This is a genomic window from Propionivibrio pelophilus DSM 12018 (genome assembly GCF_059569095.1).
On the sequence record NZ_JCANUT010000002.1, the window covers coordinates 20491 to 38659 of the forward strand.

General features: G+C 58.7%; 14 protein-coding genes. 4 read left to right on the plus strand and 10 right to left on the minus strand.

Features of this window, described 5'->3' with window-relative positions; genetic code table 11:
* Positions 1 to 20: 20 nt before the first annotated feature.
* The 10 genes from BO74_RS01455 to BO74_RS01500 form a co-directional block, all read right to left on the minus strand.
* On the minus strand, positions 21 to 3341 hold the full coding sequence (locus BO74_RS01455) for a VanZ family protein (RefSeq protein ID WP_496439491.1): 3321 nt from the start codon (positions 3339 to 3341) through the stop codon (positions 21 to 23).
* 10 nt (positions 3342 to 3351) lie between these two features.
* Entirely contained in the window at positions 3352 to 5169 is a 1818-nt protein-coding gene (locus BO74_RS01460; RefSeq protein WP_496439493.1) for a hypothetical protein, read from the minus strand.
* Between the two features lie 7 nt (positions 5170 to 5176).
* Positions 5177 to 7363, minus strand: a complete 2187-nt coding sequence (locus BO74_RS01465; RefSeq protein ID WP_496439495.1) for a GNAT family N-acetyltransferase — start codon at positions 7361 to 7363, stop codon at positions 5177 to 5179.
* On the minus strand, positions 7363 to 8739 hold the full coding sequence (locus tag BO74_RS01470; protein WP_496439496.1) for a DegT/DnrJ/EryC1/StrS family aminotransferase: 1377 nt from the start codon (positions 8737 to 8739) through the stop codon (positions 7363 to 7365). The genes BO74_RS01465 and BO74_RS01470 overlap by 1 nt, the downstream gene beginning before the upstream one ends.
* Before the next feature lie 278 nt (positions 8740 to 9017).
* On the minus strand, positions 9018 to 10253 hold the full coding sequence (locus BO74_RS01475) for a pyridoxal-dependent decarboxylase, exosortase A system-associated (RefSeq protein ID WP_496439497.1): 1236 nt from the start codon (positions 10251 to 10253) through the stop codon (positions 9018 to 9020).
* Positions 10254 to 10288: 35 nt separating this feature from the next.
* Positions 10289 to 10813 carry a GNAT family N-acetyltransferase gene (locus BO74_RS01480; RefSeq protein ID WP_496439498.1) on the minus strand — a complete coding sequence of 175 codons (525 nt, stop codon included), beginning with the start codon at positions 10811 to 10813 and terminating at the stop codon, positions 10289 to 10291.
* Positions 10810 to 11091 (minus strand): type II toxin-antitoxin system TacA family antitoxin, encoded by a 282-nt coding sequence (locus tag BO74_RS01485; protein ID WP_496439499.1) that lies wholly within the window; start codon positions 11089 to 11091, stop codon positions 10810 to 10812. Before BO74_RS01485 ends, BO74_RS01480 begins: the two co-directional genes overlap by 4 nt.
* Before the next feature lie 145 nt (positions 11092 to 11236).
* Positions 11237 to 11416 (minus strand): hypothetical protein, encoded by a 180-nt coding sequence (locus BO74_RS01490; RefSeq protein ID WP_496439500.1) that lies wholly within the window; start codon positions 11414 to 11416, stop codon positions 11237 to 11239.
* 321 nt (positions 11417 to 11737) lie between these two features.
* Positions 11738 to 13333 carry an acyl-CoA ligase (AMP-forming), exosortase A system-associated gene (locus BO74_RS01495; protein WP_496439501.1) on the minus strand — a complete coding sequence of 532 codons (1596 nt, stop codon included), beginning with the start codon at positions 13331 to 13333 and terminating at the stop codon, positions 11738 to 11740.
* 157 nt (positions 13334 to 13490) lie between these two features.
* Positions 13491 to 15029, minus strand: a complete 1539-nt coding sequence (locus tag BO74_RS01500) for a Fic family protein (protein ID WP_496439503.1) — start codon at positions 15027 to 15029, stop codon at positions 13491 to 13493.
* A gap of 637 nt (positions 15030 to 15666) precedes the next feature.
* Between BO74_RS01500 and BO74_RS01505 the strand changes: the two genes are divergently transcribed.
* The 4 genes from BO74_RS01505 to BO74_RS01520 all read left to right on the plus strand — a co-directional run bounded on the left by BO74_RS01505 (position 15667) and on the right by BO74_RS01520 (position 18123).
* Positions 15667 to 15918 (plus strand): acyl carrier protein, encoded by a 252-nt coding sequence (locus tag BO74_RS01505; protein ID WP_496439505.1) that lies wholly within the window; start codon positions 15667 to 15669, stop codon positions 15916 to 15918.
* 11 nt (positions 15919 to 15929) lie between these two features.
* Positions 15930 to 16745 carry a hydrolase 2, exosortase A system-associated gene (locus tag BO74_RS01510; RefSeq protein WP_496439507.1) on the plus strand — a complete coding sequence of 272 codons (816 nt, stop codon included), beginning with the start codon at positions 15930 to 15932 and terminating at the stop codon, positions 16743 to 16745.
* On the plus strand, positions 16742 to 17725 hold the full coding sequence (locus tag BO74_RS01515; protein WP_496439509.1) for a hydrolase 1, exosortase A system-associated: 984 nt from the start codon (positions 16742 to 16744) through the stop codon (positions 17723 to 17725). The genes BO74_RS01510 and BO74_RS01515 overlap by 4 nt, the downstream gene beginning before the upstream one ends.
* Positions 17726 to 17904: 179 nt before the next feature.
* Positions 17905 to 18123 carry a hypothetical protein gene (locus BO74_RS01520; RefSeq protein WP_496439510.1) on the plus strand — a complete coding sequence of 73 codons (219 nt, stop codon included), beginning with the start codon at positions 17905 to 17907 and terminating at the stop codon, positions 18121 to 18123.
* Positions 18124 to 18169 lie beyond the last annotated feature (46 nt).

Genomic DNA, 18169 nt, shown 5'->3' on the forward strand with positions numbered 1-18169 from the left:
TTCTCCTCCACATCACGATGCTACAAACGATCACTGGTACTGTCAGCGAATCTTTCTCCAAGTGCGCCGAGCAGCACAGCTAGAAATACGAACCGCGGGGCATCAATCAGCGTGTCGAACACTCCAATAGTTAGAACAGACGTGAGAGCTGAGAGTATTGCCATCTCTGCGAAACCGCCGTGCCGTACGCCGCTTATTGAACGCACCGCAACAAGTGTCGCGAACAACCCTAGCACCGAAAATCCAAACCAACCGAGATCGAAAAGTACTCCAGCGATTAGGCTCTTTGTATGCCATGCAAGGTGATCTTCGGCGCTGATAAACCAGTTGTCCATGCCGGATTCAAACGCCCCGTTCTGCAGCAGGTTTTCGTCAATTGAAGCCTCCAGCCGAATGTTATCAACATCCACGTGGCGTGAACCCCCGACAGGGGTCTGCAGGCTCAGCTTGACTGGTTTGCGTGCGTACCACGGCGATGGTTGAAAATGTGGCGAGTCAACTGATAATTCGACGCGTGACCAAGTACGGCCAGTTGCCTGGATTGAGAAGTTTCTCCATTGGCATTCGAACGAAGTGAGTAGCCATTTCGCGCACAAAGACAGGCCAATGGTGCCGGCGTCCGAGCTGCGCACATTCATTGTCAGACGATAGCGTTGTCCCATGTCTACCGGCACGATCTGCTCGAAGTAGAGGGGGCGCCCCGACGTCAGCCGGAGGAATGCGTTGCCATTTTCGGTGCGTAGCGTATAACTGCCCGTTCGTTCTGATTCACCAGCAAGCAGATAACGGGTTTCCGGGAAACGGCCGAGTCCCATGCCGAATAGCGATGTCATCAACCCGGGTGTGCGGAGGTCGAGTACGTCGCGCCAGTGTGCGGTACGTATACCCAGATCCTGTTTGATGTTGGCAAGGCGTTGTTGCGCGAACTGCCCGGTGAGGACCGGGTACGCGGCACAAATTGCAAGAAGTGCTAGTGCGCCAGCAAGCAAGCCGCGGCGGCGCGGCCCCGTAACCGCCAAGAAAAGGAACAAGGAGATACCGACGGCGAAAGCGGCATAACCGCCGCGCGAATAGGTGACCATCAAGGCATATGTCGTGGCCAGAAGAAGCCCGATGCCGATCAGCCGGTTTGCCCAGCTTCGGGTGCGCAGTATCAGGAGTAGTAGAAATGGCGTTGCGACGGCGAGGAAGCACTCGATATAGGCGCCACCGGTGTGCATTGCCGAGATCGGGCCGGTGACGCGGTAGTCGGAAGCGAAGTCGAATAGACTGGCGAAGGTTGCTCTCTCCCAGATGATGACCGTGACCGTAAGCGCCAGTCCGGCCGTCATTCCTTGTGCCCACGGGCGAATCGTGTCGTGGCCGCTGGCGTGCAATCGGCGCATCAGACCAATGCAGAGAAAAGCCCATAACGCGCCCTTGCCGATACGTAGGGCGTTGTATGGGCTGAAGTAGTTGGTGAATGAATTTTCTCCTGGTGCTTGCCATGGCCAAAGTGCAATCGCAGTCGAGATCAGCAGGCTGGCGGCGAGGAGCGAGAGGCAGATGGTCAGTGCAGGATCTCGCATCGACGATCGGCGAGGGGAAGGGACGCGCGCGTAGCCAACCGCCAGGCAAGTCTGGAGCAAGAGGTCGAATTCGTCAAAATAGAAACGACCACTCCAAGGGGCGAGGTCGAGGACCGGGAGAGCCAGCGGGATGAGAATGAACGCTCGTGCCGGGCACTTCCAGACAATCGTCGCGCTCGCGGTGAGGATGATTGTGAGGGCTATTGGAAAAGCCGGGAACGTGGCGGCTTGATAGGCGCAGAAGACCAGAACCACACCCATCGAGAGTATTGAGAGAATAGATGGGATGCGGTTCTCTGCCTGCTCATTACCTTTTGAAATTTGTATTTCGGCGGGCCTTTCACCGTGGTCCATGGCCTCCGTGAGCCGTGTCGTAACAACAACCGTCAGCCACGCGGTGGCCCCGGCCAGAATGATGTTGGTCGGATCAGGGTGGGTACCTTGCAGGAACAACTTGCCCGATTCGACAATGAGCGCCAGAAAGGCCGCTTTTCCCAAGGATCCTGTTGGCGAGCCTCGGTTAGCCCAAGTCATGATGCCGATCGGGAGGTACATCAGCACGACACTGGCGAGACTCAATAGCGCTCGTGCTTCAGTCGTGTAGTAGTGGTAGTAGAACGGCAGGAATTTAAGTTCGGTCAGTTGGGATGCAGCGAACTCCGTTCCGCGCCAGCGATAGGAGAACCAGCCATTGGCGAGAAACAGTACGCCGAGATAGGAAGCGGACAAGAGGAGGGCATACCGTCGAATCGTGAGGGCCAGGTGGTCGGGGGTGAAGGCGGTTCGCTTTTGCCAGACAATAAATCCTGCAGAGGTTCCGGTTAGCCGAGTGAGGATTGATGCTCCTTGGCTGACCCCGGTTGCAGTAAAAAATTGCGCCAACTCCAAGACAATACCCAGCAACGCCCCCAGAGTTGCTGCCAGCGCTATGTGTGACGTGTGGGGCAAGTTTAAGGAGGGGGGGGTATTCTGGCGAGAGCCGGAATTCAGGGGGGCTCTAATGGATTCCGAGGCTGGCGCGAGATGGCGAATTGCGAGCGGTTGTATTGATTGTTTGTGATCGCCTGCCAGCCGATACCCGAGGTAAGCCCCGAAGGGCAGTGTCAGTACGACTTCGGCAACAAGCTTGAAGTACCCTTGGATGCCCAGTGCTGACTCACCCGCAAGCCACCACCCCCAACTGCTTCCCCTGATTTTCTGCATCAATTCGCTTATCGAGACGAGCACGTCGTATGGGAAGAGACTGAACGCTACGTAGGCGACAAGGAATACCTCGACCACGTGCCAGAAGAACTTTCTGGTATCGAGGTGGTGCGCGCAGAGAAAATTTCCTACCCATTTCGGACTCATCGATGCGGCGATCAGTCCGACGCTGCTGCCGATGGTTTCGGCAAGCAGGTCGTTGAGCGAAACCGTGCGAGGAGGGAAGAACAATTGCGAAAACTCGACAGAAAACGCCAGCGAGATGCAGAAAAGCCCCGCAAGCATCAGAGGGACTGTGCGGAACGTCATGACCACATCGCTGCGCTTTGACAGCGCAGGAGAACCGAACAGCCAAGCGGTCAGGAAACCGATGGGCACGTACAGCACACCGTTTGCAATCCAGTCGGCGCGCGAATCAATTCCAAGCCGTAGCATGGGCGTTTGCTGGAAAAGCGCCCATGCTTTTTCCAGCGGCAGCGGCCGGATGTCAAGCGGGACGAGGCTGCCGTAGATGATGAAAAGCAGGTATCCCGCCCATAGCGCTGCAATTCGGGAAGAGTGGTTTTTCATCTAAGCGTACTCAACTATGCGCTGGATTACTCAAGAGTCTCAGCAGCGCTTCGAGGGTCAGCAATCGCCGCCATTGTTCAAGCGCTCTGCCGCCGATAGAGCGCCCCGGATCCATCACGGCACGCAACCGGTTTTCATTGAAGAAGCCTGCTTCCAACAAAAACGGGTTCTCCAGCCAATCATCTATCGAGCAGTCGGCAAATAATTTGGCGTTGGATTCGCGCAGCGATGGGGTGGGTGCTGAGTCAGATCCATTGGACGTCAATTGTGCTGCAAAGGGCCGAAGGAGCCTTTCAAATACCTTCTTGGCGTAGTAGTTGGCGAGCGGGGTGAATTTCCAGATGGTCAGCGGCGTTACGCGGCAAGGGGGATACCCGTGTTCAAGCGGAATACACGCCAGTTGAGGCGCGTGTCTCTCAAAAATCGTTCTCGCAAGCAGACTTCCAAAGCGTCCCTTGGCTTTTGCTGCAAGTATCGGGTCGAGCACTTCGGGAAAGCCAATCGGTGAGATTGACGGCCATATCTGATTGGTCGAGCTAGCGATTCGCCCCTGCCATCGCTGCATCCGCAGCGTGTAGTAGGCCCAGTCGAGTTGCGTGGTATTGGGCTGGCCAAGCGCACGACTTTCGGCACGCTCAAGTGCCGCGGTCATGTGCTCGGTAAGCGAAATGGCCGCATCTCCGGTGAAAACGCTTTTGTCGTAGGGAATGGCTGCGAATCGCTTTCGCGCAATCATGGCAACGTCGAGCGGCACCAACTTGCCAATGCGTGGCCACAGCAGCTCCCACCAATAGCCCCGTGCTAACTCGCCAAACGAGCCGTTCAGGCTCATGGCATAGCGTGACGATAGGGAGCGGTGGATGTGCTGAATTCGAGCGTAGTCGAATGCATCGTATTCCCCATCCGTGATTCGAACGGCACTGAGGAAAGAGTCGCCTTCCAGCGACTCTTCTGAGGTCATGTTGCCATGGCGAATGCCTAGTTTCTGGGCGATTTTTTCGGCCACGATTACGTCGGGGTGCGTGCTTTTCCCCGATACGGTTGTCTCGAAAGGGGCTCCCGACGAGAGCAACCCTGTTAAAAGCAGTCGGGAGTCGTAGCCTCCTGTAAGGTCTGAGACCAAGGGGCGATTCGACTCAGGTAGTGCGCCTAATACGCGTGTCAGGGATGCGTGAACAGCATCGGCAGCGTCATCGCAACTGATCGACTCCGCGGGAATCTCCGAAGGGTTCCAGTAGTTCTCGAACGAGAGTTTCCCCCCGTCGGTGATAGTGGTAACGGTCGCTGGAGGGACCTTTCTGACTTCTTTGAAAAGAGTTCGGTCTTCGTAGATGATGCCGGTAGCGACAAACTCATGTACCGCTATCGGGTCGAGCGGGCTGTTTGCTGCTAGCGCAGCGGAACTGGTGCAGACGGCATGACCCCCCGGCGTCTTGCGATGGAAGAAATGCAGGCTTCCACAGCGGTCCGTGATGATTTGGACATAACCTTTTTCGGTGTCGCCAACGATAATGACGAAGATTCCCTGTATCTGGCGTGACAAGGCGATGGCGCCGTCTCGTTTGTAAGTGTCGAGTAACCAGCGTGTGTCTGCACCCCGGCGCGCCGGTATTGGCAACCAGGTCCCCAGTACGACGATCCAATTTCTGCTGTCTTGGGAATGCTCGATGGAGGCTATCTGACCGTTCTCCGCCGGAGCAATTGCAAGCGAGGCAAAATCGCAAACCCGATGAGGATTCGCTGAAATCAACTTGAGGCTGTTGAGCCGCGTTAGCGCTTGTTCGAAGCTTTCTTGATTTCTTGATACTTGCAACAGGGCGTGTGCCATAGGTACGTCATCCTTCCTGAGAGATGTGTCCTGCCTGAAACCGGTCAGCCTTGTGATGATCTGGCTTCGTCTGTCGCAGGTTGGCCAAGTGTCGGGAACTTCTCAGCGGCTTTGTTACGCGACCAAGAATCTCTCTGGTGAGCATGGTGAACCCAACCAGAGTTGTTGGGTTGAATGCGATGATTCCCTGTCTTTCACGGCGGTTGCTCATCCAGGCTTTTTTGTACTTGTCGTCTCCCTTGAGGAAATCGACTTCGGTGACGCCGTCACGTTCAATCACGTGGCGCAGCTGGTGGGCGGTCAGGATGGTTCCGGGCGAGTAGTCGGCGTAGTTTTCATGGTAGGCCAGTTTGAAGATGCTGGCTTTCCTGCCGGCGACGATCCAGAGTTGTGCCGCCACGGCCTGGTCTCCCAGGCGGGCAATGCCGAGGCGCAACATGCCTTTTTCCGCCATTCGGCGGATCAGCGTGGGGACAAAGCCGGGGTAGGGCTCGGGAACCTTCCAACTGGCCGAATAAACCTCCTGGAAGGCTGCAATGGCTTGCTCGATGTTTTCGGAGCCGGAGATGACCTCCAGCGTTCCGCCGGCCGCTGCGAAATCCTTGTTTCGCCGCTTGATCGTGCTGCGCAGGTTGGCGCTGCGGCTGCGCAGATAGCCTTCCCAGCCGTTCTTTACCTCAAGGAACCAGTTGCCGAAACAGTGGTAGGTGAGCGGGACCCAGCCGATGGCCCGTAGTTCGTTGAGCAACTGCTGATAGGCGGATGAGTTGCAGTCGAGCGGCGCAAATCGCATGACGTGCGCACCGCCATGCTCCTTGATCGTCGAGGCCAGCAGATGGCCGAGAAGGTGTTTGTCGCTGCCCGCGGTTTGCAGCGGGGCATAGAGCGCGGTGTAGAAATTTCCCAGCGATTCGAGTGTTCTGATCCGGCCGGCTTTCGAGAAGCGCAATGGCAAGAGGGTGGTTTCCTTGCCATCGGTTGCGTAGTGGTAACGCACACCTTCATCGCCGGGAAAAACCGTGTTTTGCAGGATGTCGAACCAGACCGGCGTGGTGTCGATGTCCTCCGATGCCGAGAAGCTGTTGTCGATCAGACCGGCCTCATGCAGCGCGGCAATGTCCGGATGTGAGCCGATGGTCAGGCCATCCGGAAGGTTTTTTGAGGAACTGCTTTGCCGAAATTTGTTGAGTAACGACTTGAGGACGATGAATCCTCCGGCGATTGCCGGATTTCTGAATAGCTGGATATTGTCGATTGCGCAACCGAAGGTCGCCCATTCCTTCTGATCGCGTGTGGCGTTAGTGTAGAACTCGATCGTTTGCTGCGGCCGGTGCGTCAGTTGGTCTTCGATGAGCCGATAGAGCTGAATTCGACCCGGGGCGATCCGTGCGAACGCTTCATCGTAGGTCGTCTTGAGGATGACGGACATCGCCGGGCAGTCGATGATGAGCCGCGAAGCGACCGTCTTTCCGTCAACCTCCAGGTGATAGATCGCTGCCTGGCCGGTCGCTGCGAAGCGTTGCAATACGTCGGTGTAGAAGGCGCCTTGAGCGTTGTCGGCCGAGATGGCCGTGCCAGCAACACCCTTCCAGCCGGCGGATTCGAGTGCGCCGAAGCGCGCGACACCGTCCTTGATCGAATCGAATTCGCAGGCTCGGGTCAATGTGGGTTGCGCGAATTCCTTTTCCAGACGGTTGAAATAACGCCGAATGTTCGCCTTGAGATTCTTCGGCCGGGCGTTCCAGTACTCTTCGAATCGCAGTTCCGCCGCCACGCCGATGGTGTAGGCCTGTTCGAAGGCAATGGCGTCGATCTCCGCTGTGGCCAGGTTCGGCGAGAAGCGCGGATCGATCGCGATTAGTTCGATGCTCCAGACGAATCCTGGCAAAACGCCAAAGAGGGTTTTCAGGAGGCGGGCGTCGGCAAGCAGGAGCGCGGTGACTTGCGCTTGCGCCGGGCGGAAGGAGGCCCAGCGCCCCCATCGTCGCGGTTCGAGGATGAGGGCGCCCGTGATGGTGCCTTGGTCGACGTGCAGACACAGCTGTTCGCTGCCGTTGCCGAAATGTTCCAGCAGCGCGCCGACAAAACGGCTGTCGAAATAGGGGTGTCCGCCGTAGAGTTCTGCGTTTAGTCGATCCCAATCCCCGGCGAATCGAGGGAAGGCGGTTTTGGCGGGATGCAGTTGCCAGGGCATCAGCGTTCTCCGTCCGCTGGCGTTTGCATGACTTGTCGGATTGCTGCGACGAGCCAATCCATCTGGGCCTCGGTAAGCGACTGGTGGCAAGGCAGGTGAAGCAGATGCAGCCGGTAGTCGGTTGCTACGCGGCAGGCTGAAACGGCCATTTCGTCCCACCGCCAGACCGGGAAGCCCAGCCGCTTCAGCAGATCGAAATGCGGTTCGGGATGGTCGATGTACAGGGGAAACATGTACGGGACGCAATCGTCTGGAAGCTGAGGGTAGAGCGGGTGGCCGTTGGGCAGGTTATGTGTGGCGTCGAGCCAGCGGGAGTAATTCGCCCGCCGTTTTTCAGCGATGGATTCCGGCGCAGTCTTGCGCACCAGCCAGCGCGATATGCGCGACGCTGACTGATTGATCAGGTTGGGCGAGAAGGAGGATGACGGGGACGTGTAGCGGTGTCGTGCGGTTGTGGCCCGTGTGTTGGGTGTCTGCAGCAGCGTAGACAGTTGGCGGTCAAGGTCGTCGGGTGCGTCAGTCAGGGCTGCAGCGTGATGCTCGAGAGTATGTTTGATAACGCGGAGCTCTGCGGATAGTGATGGCGCAACCGTATCCGGGACGTGCTGATCCATTGAAGAGTTGTCATTCCGGCGAAGGCCGGAATCCATAAAATTCAACGAACTGGACCCCGGCCTTCGCCGGGGTGACGAATGTTTCGGTGTTTCTTTGGTCGTGCTGAAGCAGGATGGATCGGAAACGTGGAGAAGGCCGCCGTCTTCACAAGGGAAGAACTTGTACGGACTGGCGGTGACAAGGCTGCCAAAAAGGCCGATTCCTGGCGCCTGACAGTCTTCTGTGAACAGCGTATGGGAGCAGTCTTCGATCAGCGTGATGTCGCGCTGATTGCACCACTGTTCGAGCGTTGAAAAATCCTGTCGGATGCCGAAAAAGTGGGTCGCTACCAAGGCCTTGACGGGGGAGGTGCATTCCCCGAGGAGTGTGTCCAGCTGTTCGATGTTCGGCGAGAGATCCGGGTTCAGAGGATAAAGCTGCACGTCGGCTCCGAGGTGGAGGGCCGGGTCCAGCATGGTCAGGCAGTGGTAGGAGGGGGCGAGCAGCGTGGTTCCGCTTTTTAGGCCGGCCAGTTCGTAGGCCGCGCGGAGCGCGTAGCGGCCGCGGGCGAAGCTGCGGAAGTTGTTGCTTCTGAAATCGTCATTCCGGCGTAGGCCGGAATCCAGAAAGGGTGATGAACTGGATCCCGGCCTTCGCCGGGATGACGAAGACCTCTGTGTTGCTTCGCCGAATAGTGTCAGTTGCAGCCGTTTCGGCAGCACCGGAATCCGCGGCTTTGGATAGCCGCAGGGGGTGGGATCGAAGCGGACGATTTCCAGCACGGGCTAGTGTTCCGGTCCGATGAAACAGAAAGTCCCTGTCATACCGGCGAAAGCCGGTATCCCGCATCGGAGAGCAACCGTCGACTGGACACCGGCCTTCGCCGGGGTGACGAATTCATGCATCTTCGGGCCTCATCACTAGTAGTCAGTTACACCGAAACACGAGGATAGCCGCGTCATCCCGGCGAAGGCCGGGATCCATGGAGGCACCACTGGATTCCGGGTCAAGCCCGGAATGACGGATCCTGAGAGGTTTGTTTGATTCATCAGTGAGGCCGCTAAACCAGCACCTCAACGCACGCCGGATGGCTCAGAAAGCCTTGCGGGCTGGCGGTGAAGCCGTAGGCGCCGGATTGGTAGATGACCACGAGGTCGCCGACCTCGGCCTTGGCGAGTTCCATGCGGTCGGCCAGCAGGTCGAGCGGGGTGCACAGCGGGCCGACGACGGAGGCGGTTTCGGTTTCGGTCGACGCCATGCGGTTGCCGATGGCGGCCGGGTAGTTCTTGCGGATGACCTGGCCGAAGTTGCCGGAGGCGGAGAGGTGGTGGTGCAGGCCGCCGTCGGTGACGAGATAGACGTGTCCGCGTGAAACCTTTTTGTCGATGATGCGTGCCACGTAGAGGCCGGCTTCGCCCACCAGATAGCGGCCGAGTTCGATGACCAGTTCCGCCTGCGGGAAGTCGCTTTTTGCCCGTTCGGCGAGAGTGGCGAGGTTGTCGGCGATGGGGGCGAGATCCAGCCGTTGTTCGCCGGGGAAGTAGGGGATGCCGAATCCGCCGCCGAGGTTGAGGGTAAGGACAGGGGCTGGCGCGTGTGCGGCCAGCGTTCGGGCGAGTTCGTAGCTCTTTTGTTGCGCTTCGACGATCGCTTCGGCCTTGAGGTTCTGCGCGCCGGCGAAGAGATGGAAGCCTTCGAAGGCGAGGCCGGCGCGGCCGATGGCCTGGAGCAATTCGGGAACCTGCTCGGCATCGACGCCGAACTGCTTGGGTCCGCCGCCCATCTTCATGCCGGAGCTCTTGAGTTCGAAGTCGGGATTGACGCGCACGGCGACGCGGGCCGGGTAGCCGGTTTCGGCGGTGATGCAGGCGAGTTCGGCGACTTCGCGGAACGATTCGATGTTGATCAGGATGCCGGCGGCGACTGCCCGCCGCAGGTCAATTTCGCTCTTGCCGGGGCCGGCGAAACTCACTTCGCGGGGATCGGCGCCGGCATCGAGTGCGACTTTCAGTTCGCCGCCGGAGGCGACGTCGATGCCGTCAACCAGCGATGCCATGTGCGCCACGAGCGCCGGCATCGGGTTGGCTTTCATGGCGTAGTGGATTTTTACCGTTGGCGGCAGTGTGGAGCGCAAGGTTGCGACGCGTTGGTTCAGCAGTTGCCGGTCGTAGGCGTAGAAGGGCGTTTGCCCGACGCGCGCCGCGAGGCGGGTGAGCGGGATGCCGCCGACCAGGAGTTCGCCGTTGTCGACGGGGAACTGGGGCATGGGGGCGTGGGTGGGACGGGGGATGGTCATGGGGCGGTGTTGGTTTCCAAGCGGCAACTCAATGGTCAGGATGGTTTTTTCTGGGGGCCAAGGATGTCTTTCGCTGTCGCTAGTGGCAGGAATAGTGACATTGGCTGATTGGGAAGGGCGGTCATGCCGTGATGAAGGTAGAAGGAAACGGATTCGTCGTTTTTTGCATCGACAATCAAGGCGTAGGCGGCAATCTCAGATTTGAGCGTTCGTGCCAACGCGTTGGCGAGCAATGCGCCGCCTAAGCCCTGATTCCTGAAATGCAGATCAACGGCCAAGCGCCCCATGCGTATGGCAGGTATTAGTGGATAGCGAGGTAGCTTCTTGCGCACAGGCTCAGGGAGGTCGGAAAGCAGCAGACTCGCCGATGCCAGGGTGTAATAACCGGCAACACGCCGATCTGGTGCGGTGGCAACAAAACAAGCCGTTACCCGGCGTCGAATGTCCTGGGTTACCTGCTTGTGAAAATAGACATTCAGCGGCTCGGATCCACAATTGAATTGCGAGCGGTCATGCTCACTGGCAAGCGGCACGACCTGGAACGGTGCCGTGCTATTCATTGTGCCTTGATGAGCTTGCGGTGACGCGCGAACGCTCTCTCAAGAGCCGGTGCCGGCGGCGCTGGAGCAATCAGTGCCTGAGCAAAGCATTCTTGATCAGCAATGCTCAGGCGGATTACTTCGGCTTGTTCAATGGCTCGTTGTGCAGCATCCTGCACAGCGGCAACCACAAAGTCAGTCATGGTTCGCCCCTGCAGTTCGGATGCTCGCTTGAGCATTGTGTGCAGTTCGGTGCTTATGCGTGCTTCAAGGCGGGCGGTTGAGGCGGTCGTCGGCATGATGTTTCCTCCTTTTCTGCAATGTACGGCGAATTGCCGGGTATTTCAACCAACATTATTGATGGGGCCCGAACAAGTATGAACTCGTCACCCCGGCGGTTGTTCTCCGATACTGGATACCGGCCTTCGCCGGTATGACGATGTCTCAGGAGTGGGGTTCATTGTTCATCTGCTCAATGTCTTGCGAGGGCTCAATTGGCACAAGGCATAACGCGTCAAATTTGGCCATCTTGCGCTTGTCGATGAAGCCAATTTGATGGAGGTCGTTTGCCGTCTCGTGCACCGCTTCCAGAATACGGCTCTTGGTTTTGGTTTTTGTGGTCATGGCAAATTTTCTGTGGGCGTTGGCATTCCGACGGTTCTCTCCTCCCCTGAAAAGGCTACGCTATGTGCACAACGCGGTCGTCATTCCGGCGAAGGCCGGAATCCAGGTTTTCGGAGCACAAACTGGATCCCGGCCTTCGCCGGGATGACGGAGCATTTGCGATGTGTGCATGCGGTAGTCTGACAAGGGGCGACTGGGACGGGTTGGCTGCGCTGGTCGAGTGAAACAACCGTTGTTTAACCCCCCTCGATCCCCCCTTGTCAGGGGGGAGGTGGGTGGGGTGTTCCGGGCGGCGGTGGTTTTTGTCGTCATGGTGGTCGCTTAGCGCTTGTTTTCGACCCATTCGGTCGACAATGTCTTTCTGTCGATCTTGCCGTTCGGGTTGCGCGGGAGCGGACCATTTCGCACGTCGATGCCGTGCGGGACCATGTACGCGGGCATGCGGTTGCGGCATTCAGCGAGGAGGGCCTGCACGTCGAGTTCGCCGCCGTCGGGCGGGGTGGCGATGACCTGGATCGACTGGCCGAGCGTGTCGTGGTCGACACCGAAGGCGACGCATTCGCCGACCAGTTTGGTGGCGTAGAGGACTTCCTCGACTTCGGTCGGGCTGACGCGGTAGCCGGAGGTTTTCATCATCTCGTCGCGGCGGCCGATGAAGTACAGGAAGCCTTCGTCGTCCATGCGCACGGTGTCGCCGGAATAGACAGCCAGTTCGGGGATGACGAGGCCGGGTTCGCGGCCGGGGGTGTTGGCCGGCAAGGGCTTGTAGCGTTCGGCGGTTTTTTCGGGGTCGTTCCAGTAGCCCATGCCCACCAAGGCGCCGCGATGGACGAGTTCGCCGGGTTCGTTGGGGGCGCAGGGCGAGCCGTCTTCGCGCAGAACGAGGATTTCGGCGTTGGGGATGGCCTTGCCGATCGAGTCCGGTCGCTTGTCGACCTCGCTCGGCGGCAGGAAGGTCGAGCGGAAGGCTTCGGTCAGGCCGTACATCAGGAAGGGCTTGGTCTTCGGCATCCGGGCGCGCAGCGCCGCCAAGGTTTCGCGCGGCATGCGGCCGCCAGTGTTGGCGAAGTAGCGGAGGTGTTCGGTGATGCCGGCCGGCCAGTCGAGCTGGGCCAGCTGGATATAGAGCGGCGGCACGGCGGTCAGGCCGGTGACGCGTTCGCGTTCCAGCGCCTTGAGGACGTCGCGCGGCAGCAGGTAGTTGAGCAGGACGACACGGGCGCCGACGTGGAAGGCGGTGGTCAGCTGGCTGAAGCCGGCGTCGAACGACAGGGGCAGGGCGGCGAGCAGGGTGTCGTCGCTGGTGTTTTCGAGGTAGCTGGCGACGCTCTTGCCGCCGGCGACCATGTTGCGGTGCGAGAGAACGACGCCCTTTGGCTTGCCGGTGCTGCCGGAGGTGTAGAGGATCGCGGTCATGTCGGTGTCTATGACGCGATGGCCGCGCCGTTCGGGCATGCCGAGGAGTTCCTGCAAGCCGATGACGGGGTGCGTGCCCGGGGCGGTTTTCGACGCATCGTGGTTGAGCAGGACGACGTGCCGCAGGTCGTGGCAGGCGGCGAGGCTTTCTGTCAGCAGGGCGTAGCGTTCCGGCGAGGTGACGAGCATCCGCACGTTGCAGTCGCGCATGATGTAGGCGACCTGCTCGGGCTTGAGCAACGGGTTGAGCGGGACGAAGACGCAGCCGGCGGCCGGCGCGCCAAAGCTGGCGATGACGGTCTCGAAACGCTTTTCCAGGTAGATGGCGATGCGCTCGCCGCGTTGCAGGCCGAGGCCGATGACACCGTTGACGAATCCTTGTACGGTGCTCTGGAGTTCCGCGTAGGAGAGCGATTCCTTGCCGTAGGTGAGCGCGGTGTTGTCGGGAAAACGCGCTGCGGAGTTGGCGATGAGGTCGGGGAGCAGGTAGGAATCAGCCATTCTCATTGGTAGTCCTTGCGTGACGGGCTCGAGGAATGATTCTAGTCAAAAGAGATTCGCCGGGCTGTGAATTTGTTCCGCGGTTTTTGTGGGGCAGCTTCTGCTTCGCAAACCAGTCCGGGCTGGACGAAGCTTTCCGTGCCTGTTGGCGAGGACGTCAATGCGCGTTCTCGGGGGCTTCTGCGTTGATCGCTTTGGAGAAGTAGGCTTCAAACTCATCTCCAATGATTGCTTCGGCTCGACTAATGAGTTCTGGGGGCAGTTCCGGGAAAAGCTTCCTTTTCCGTTGGGATAGTTCTCCATGGCCTTGAATGACAAGTTGAATGAGAAGATTCAGTCGAGACTGGGGCAAATCCAGCCAGACTTCCAGCCTGGCCTTTGCTTGGTCGTAGCCTTGGAGGTAGCGAATTTCATGGGCAAGGTCTTCTGCTACACATTGTTCGATGCAAGACAGGATGAATTCACACGAGGCTGTTGCATCGAATGAAGCATAGAGCCAGGAAGGTTGAGGGGACTTGATGAGAATTGTTTGGCTATCGTCGTCCAGTACGTAGTCGAGCAGCGCTGTTCGTGGCTGGGAATAGGATTTGAGAAGCCGGGAATATACATCCAGCGAGCGAAGCATCCGCGCGGACAAAGGGAGCACAACTCCTGCAGGGGTGTAGCCAGCTTGCCGCAAAACATGGTGCAGCAAGAAACGGTGTAGTCGCCCGTTTCCATCAAGAAACGGGTGGACATAAACCAGTCCGAATGCAGCGCACGTTCCTGCAATCGCAGGGTCCACCTGATTTGACGCCCCCAATTGTGCCAACTTGGCAACGCCCTCCATCATTGGTCGGACCTGCGCGGGAGAGGGGGGGATATAGTCCGCGATATTGCGTAATCGGCCGCTTCGAGACAGCCAGTTTTGTCTGGTCCGGTAAGAGCCTTCCGCAAAATATTCAGAGATGATGCTGTTTTGCCAATTGCAGACTTGCTCTTCCGTTAATTGCCCTGGTTCGCCGGCCAATGCAAGGAGTCGCCTGAATTTTTCTGCACGCGCTGCATCGGGTGTTTCCTTCTCGATGGAAAATGTCGACCGGGTTTCAGAGAGATATAGATAGTCGATAGCGCGTGCGAGCATCTCTGGGTCCAAGTCAGTCATTGCCTCGGAAACCCGGACTCGAAGGTCTTTTTCGAGCAGGGACTTCAGCGTATCGGTCAATCTAACCATCGGGCAGAAGGCTGGAGTGCCCAAGAGGTTGTTGATCACTCCAAACTGTGAGTCAGTTGTGCCTGGCCCGGTCACATACTTGTTCGCATCCAGAACGCGGACCCGGGGTGCTCCTGCCGGCAAGGTGAACTCAAAGGTCGCGCCGGTTAACCACTTGGCTAGATGGGCAGATAGCCTGGCGTATGCGGAGGTGGGCGTGTCGTTGAGCCAACTCTGGAGGACGGGAGCAATCTCCGGTATTTCAAACAGAGCAGCGAGTACCGTCAGGTTGAGATTTTCCCGTTTTAAGGCAAATGTCAGTTGAGCAACAAGCCCTTGGTTTTCTGCGTAACGATTACGTGGGATCTCAATACGTTCCGTGCCATCTGCTGAAACAACGTGCTTCACTACGCCTGTTCGCGGTGCCAGCACGTATGTCTGAGACAGGGGCGGTACCTTGAGCGCGTAGTGTTCAATCAAGGCTTGATAGCCCAAGGGAGTCATTTTTCGAATATCTCTACAGAAGTTACGGAATGTTCTATTAAATCAACTGTTGTTGCAAAAAATTCTAATACAAAACTTTCTACGGAGATTGTGAAACTATCTATAAATAGACCTATTTCTTTCGAAATTTACTACCGCACGGGGGCGGTGACGCGGAATGTGCTCCGGGATCCGCCTTGAGGCGAGGAAGCAGGGCGATCGCATGATTGCCACGTGCATTTACTCCTCCCCCTTCAAGGGCTAAAGCATGCACACAATCCCGCCGTCATTCCGGCGAAGGCCGGAATCCAGGTTTTCGGAGCACCAACTGGATCCCGGCCTTCGCCGGGATGACGGAGCATTTGCGATGTGTGCATACGGTAGCCCTTCAAGGGGGGCTGGGAGGGGGATGGGGGCCTCTGGCAGCCATTTCGCTTTCCAAACTGCTGTTTGTCCCCCATCCCCACCCCAACCCGTCCAATCGCAAACGTCGCTTGCGCGACCTTCCCCTTGAAGGGGAGGGAGAGGTACTTCATGCGATTGCTCTGGGTGAGGAAGTCGTCACGCAAAAATACCGGCATCATAGCTCATTCGTGTCGGTATAATCACTGCCCTTAAATTATTCGGTTACCTGTCTCGCGGCAGGCTAGGAGAAATCATGGATGTCAAAAACGAGGTTTTGGCGCTTCTCGACGAGGTGCTCAGTCTCAAGGGGCGCAGCCAATCCTTTACGCTGGAAACCGGGCTGTTGGGGGCGATTCCCGAACTCGATTCGATGGCCGTGGTGGCGCTGATTACCTCGATGGAGGAGCGTTTCGGTTTCTTCGTCGAGGATGACGAAATCGACGGCGCGGCGTTTGCGACGGTGGGGACGCTGGTCGATTTCGTGCAAGGCAAGCTGGCCGCCTGACCCTTTTGACGATGGCGCTCGAGGCGTTCTTCCTGCCGTCTTCGCTGGGGCAGCGGTTTTGTCTGCTGCATCGGCCGGAAGCGGGAGTGCAGCTACGTGGCGCCGTTGTTTATGTCCATCCCTTCGCCGAGGAGATGAACAAATCCCGGCGGATGGCGGCGCTGCAGGCACGAGCCATGGCGGCTGAAGGGTATCTCGTCCTGCAGATCGACCTCCTCGGCTGCGGCGACAGTTCCGGCGACTTCGGCGACGCGTCGTGGGAGGCTTGGGTCGGCGATGTTGTCTTGGCGTGTGACTGGCTGCGCCAGCAGACCGGTATGCCGATGTGGTTGTGGGGACTGCGGACGGGTTGCCTGCTTGCCTGTGAAGCGGCCAAGCGGTTGGATGGCGCCGTCAATCTGCTGTTCTGGCAGCCGGTCGTGTCCGGAAAACAATTCCTGCAGCAGTTCCTGCGCCTGAAGGTCGCCGGCGAGATGCTCGCGGGCGAGGGCAAGGGGCTGATGGAACAGATGCGCCAGGCGCTGGCCCAAGGCGTACCGGTCGAGATTTCCGGGTATCTGCTCGGTTCTGCGCTGGCGAACGGGTTGGAGAGTGCCGAACTTGCGCTGCCCTCCAGGCCGTTACGTGTGGCGTGGCTTGAGGTTTCGGGCAAGCCGGACGCGACGCTGTCTCCGGCCGCGGCAATGCGTGTCGAAAAGTGGCTGGCGGCCGGGCATCAGGTGCGTGCGCATACCGTTTGTGGCCCGGCGTTCTGGCAGACCACGGAGATCGAGGAGTGTCCGGCCTTGCTGGAACTGTCCTTGGCGGCGATGAAGGAAGCGGCGTGAACTATTCCGAGACGCCATTGCTGTTTTCCGTCGCCGGCGAGCCGCTGGTCGGGATCGCCGCGCTACCGGAGAAGGCTTTTGACTGCGGCGTCGTGGTGGTTGTCGGCGGGCCGCAGTATCGCGTTGGAAGCCACCGCCAGTTTCTGTTGCTGTCTCGCCGGCTTGCGGAGGCGGGCTATCCCGTGTTTCGCTTCGATTACCGGGGTATGGGCGACAGCACCGGGCAAATGCGCAATTTCGAGAGTGTGTCCGACGATATCCAGGGAGCCATCGATGCGTTCGTGTGCGCCTATCCTCAGGTCAAGCGGGTCGTGCTCTGGGGACTCTGCGATGCGGCGTCGGCGATTCTGCTGGCGTTGCAGAATACGCTAAAGGAAACGCTGATCGCTTCGTCACCCCGGCGGAGGCCGGGGTCCAGTTCCTCGGATTTTCTGGATTCCGGCCTTCGCCGGAATGACGAACCTTCTATTAATCAACGCTTCCCTGACGAACGGGTTGCTGGCACGGTGTTGCTCAATCCCTGGGTGCGTTCCGAGGCAAGCCTGGCGCAAACGCATATCAAGCACTATTACGGGCAGCGCCTGATGCAGCCGGAGTTCTGGCGGAAGTTGCTTAGCGGCAAACTCGGTATCTGTTCTTCTTTGCGGGAGTTTCTGCGTAACGCTGCCAAAGCGCGTGGTGGTCAGGAAGCAGGCAGTGACAATGCTGTCTCTTTTCAGAACAGGATGGCGACAGGCCTGCGGCAGTATTCCGGGCAGACGCTGTTGATCCTGAGCGGGCAGGACTACACCGCCCGCGAGTTCATCGACTACGCGTGCGCCGACAAGGCGTGGGAAGGGCTGCTGGCTTCGCCGAACGTAACCCGGTGCGACATTGCCGGCGCCGATCACACGTTTTCGTCAGCAGCATTGCGTGCGATCGTCGAGAACGAAACCTTGGCGTGGCTAGAACGGCTTCGTACTGGGTTAGGGGCCTACTGATTTATTGAAGATTCGTCATTCCGGCGCAGGCCGGAATCCAGAAAGTTCAACGAACTGGACCCCGGCCTGCGCCGGGGTGACGCTATTTCAGTGTTTCCGTTGCGCTTCACCCACGATTTTCTTGTCGTGCCATTGGCGTATCGCTATCATCCCGCGGAGTTACCAACAGTTTCCAACTCATGGCCAAAAAGAATCGCATCTGGCTTCCTGAAATCGGCATCCTCGCGACCTATGTCGGTCGAGCCAGCCGCATGCGTAAAGGCTACAACGTGCGCGTGGTGGCGGAAGCGTGCGCGGGGCGTATGGTCGTCGAGGCCATCGGCCGCAGCGGAAAAGCGGTGCGGTTCACCATTAAGCGCGAGAACCTGGCGCCGCTGCAGCCGGGGTTGTTCGACTGATCAGGCTTTATTCCGCCTCGGACATCTCTTCGCCGATCGCGTGCGT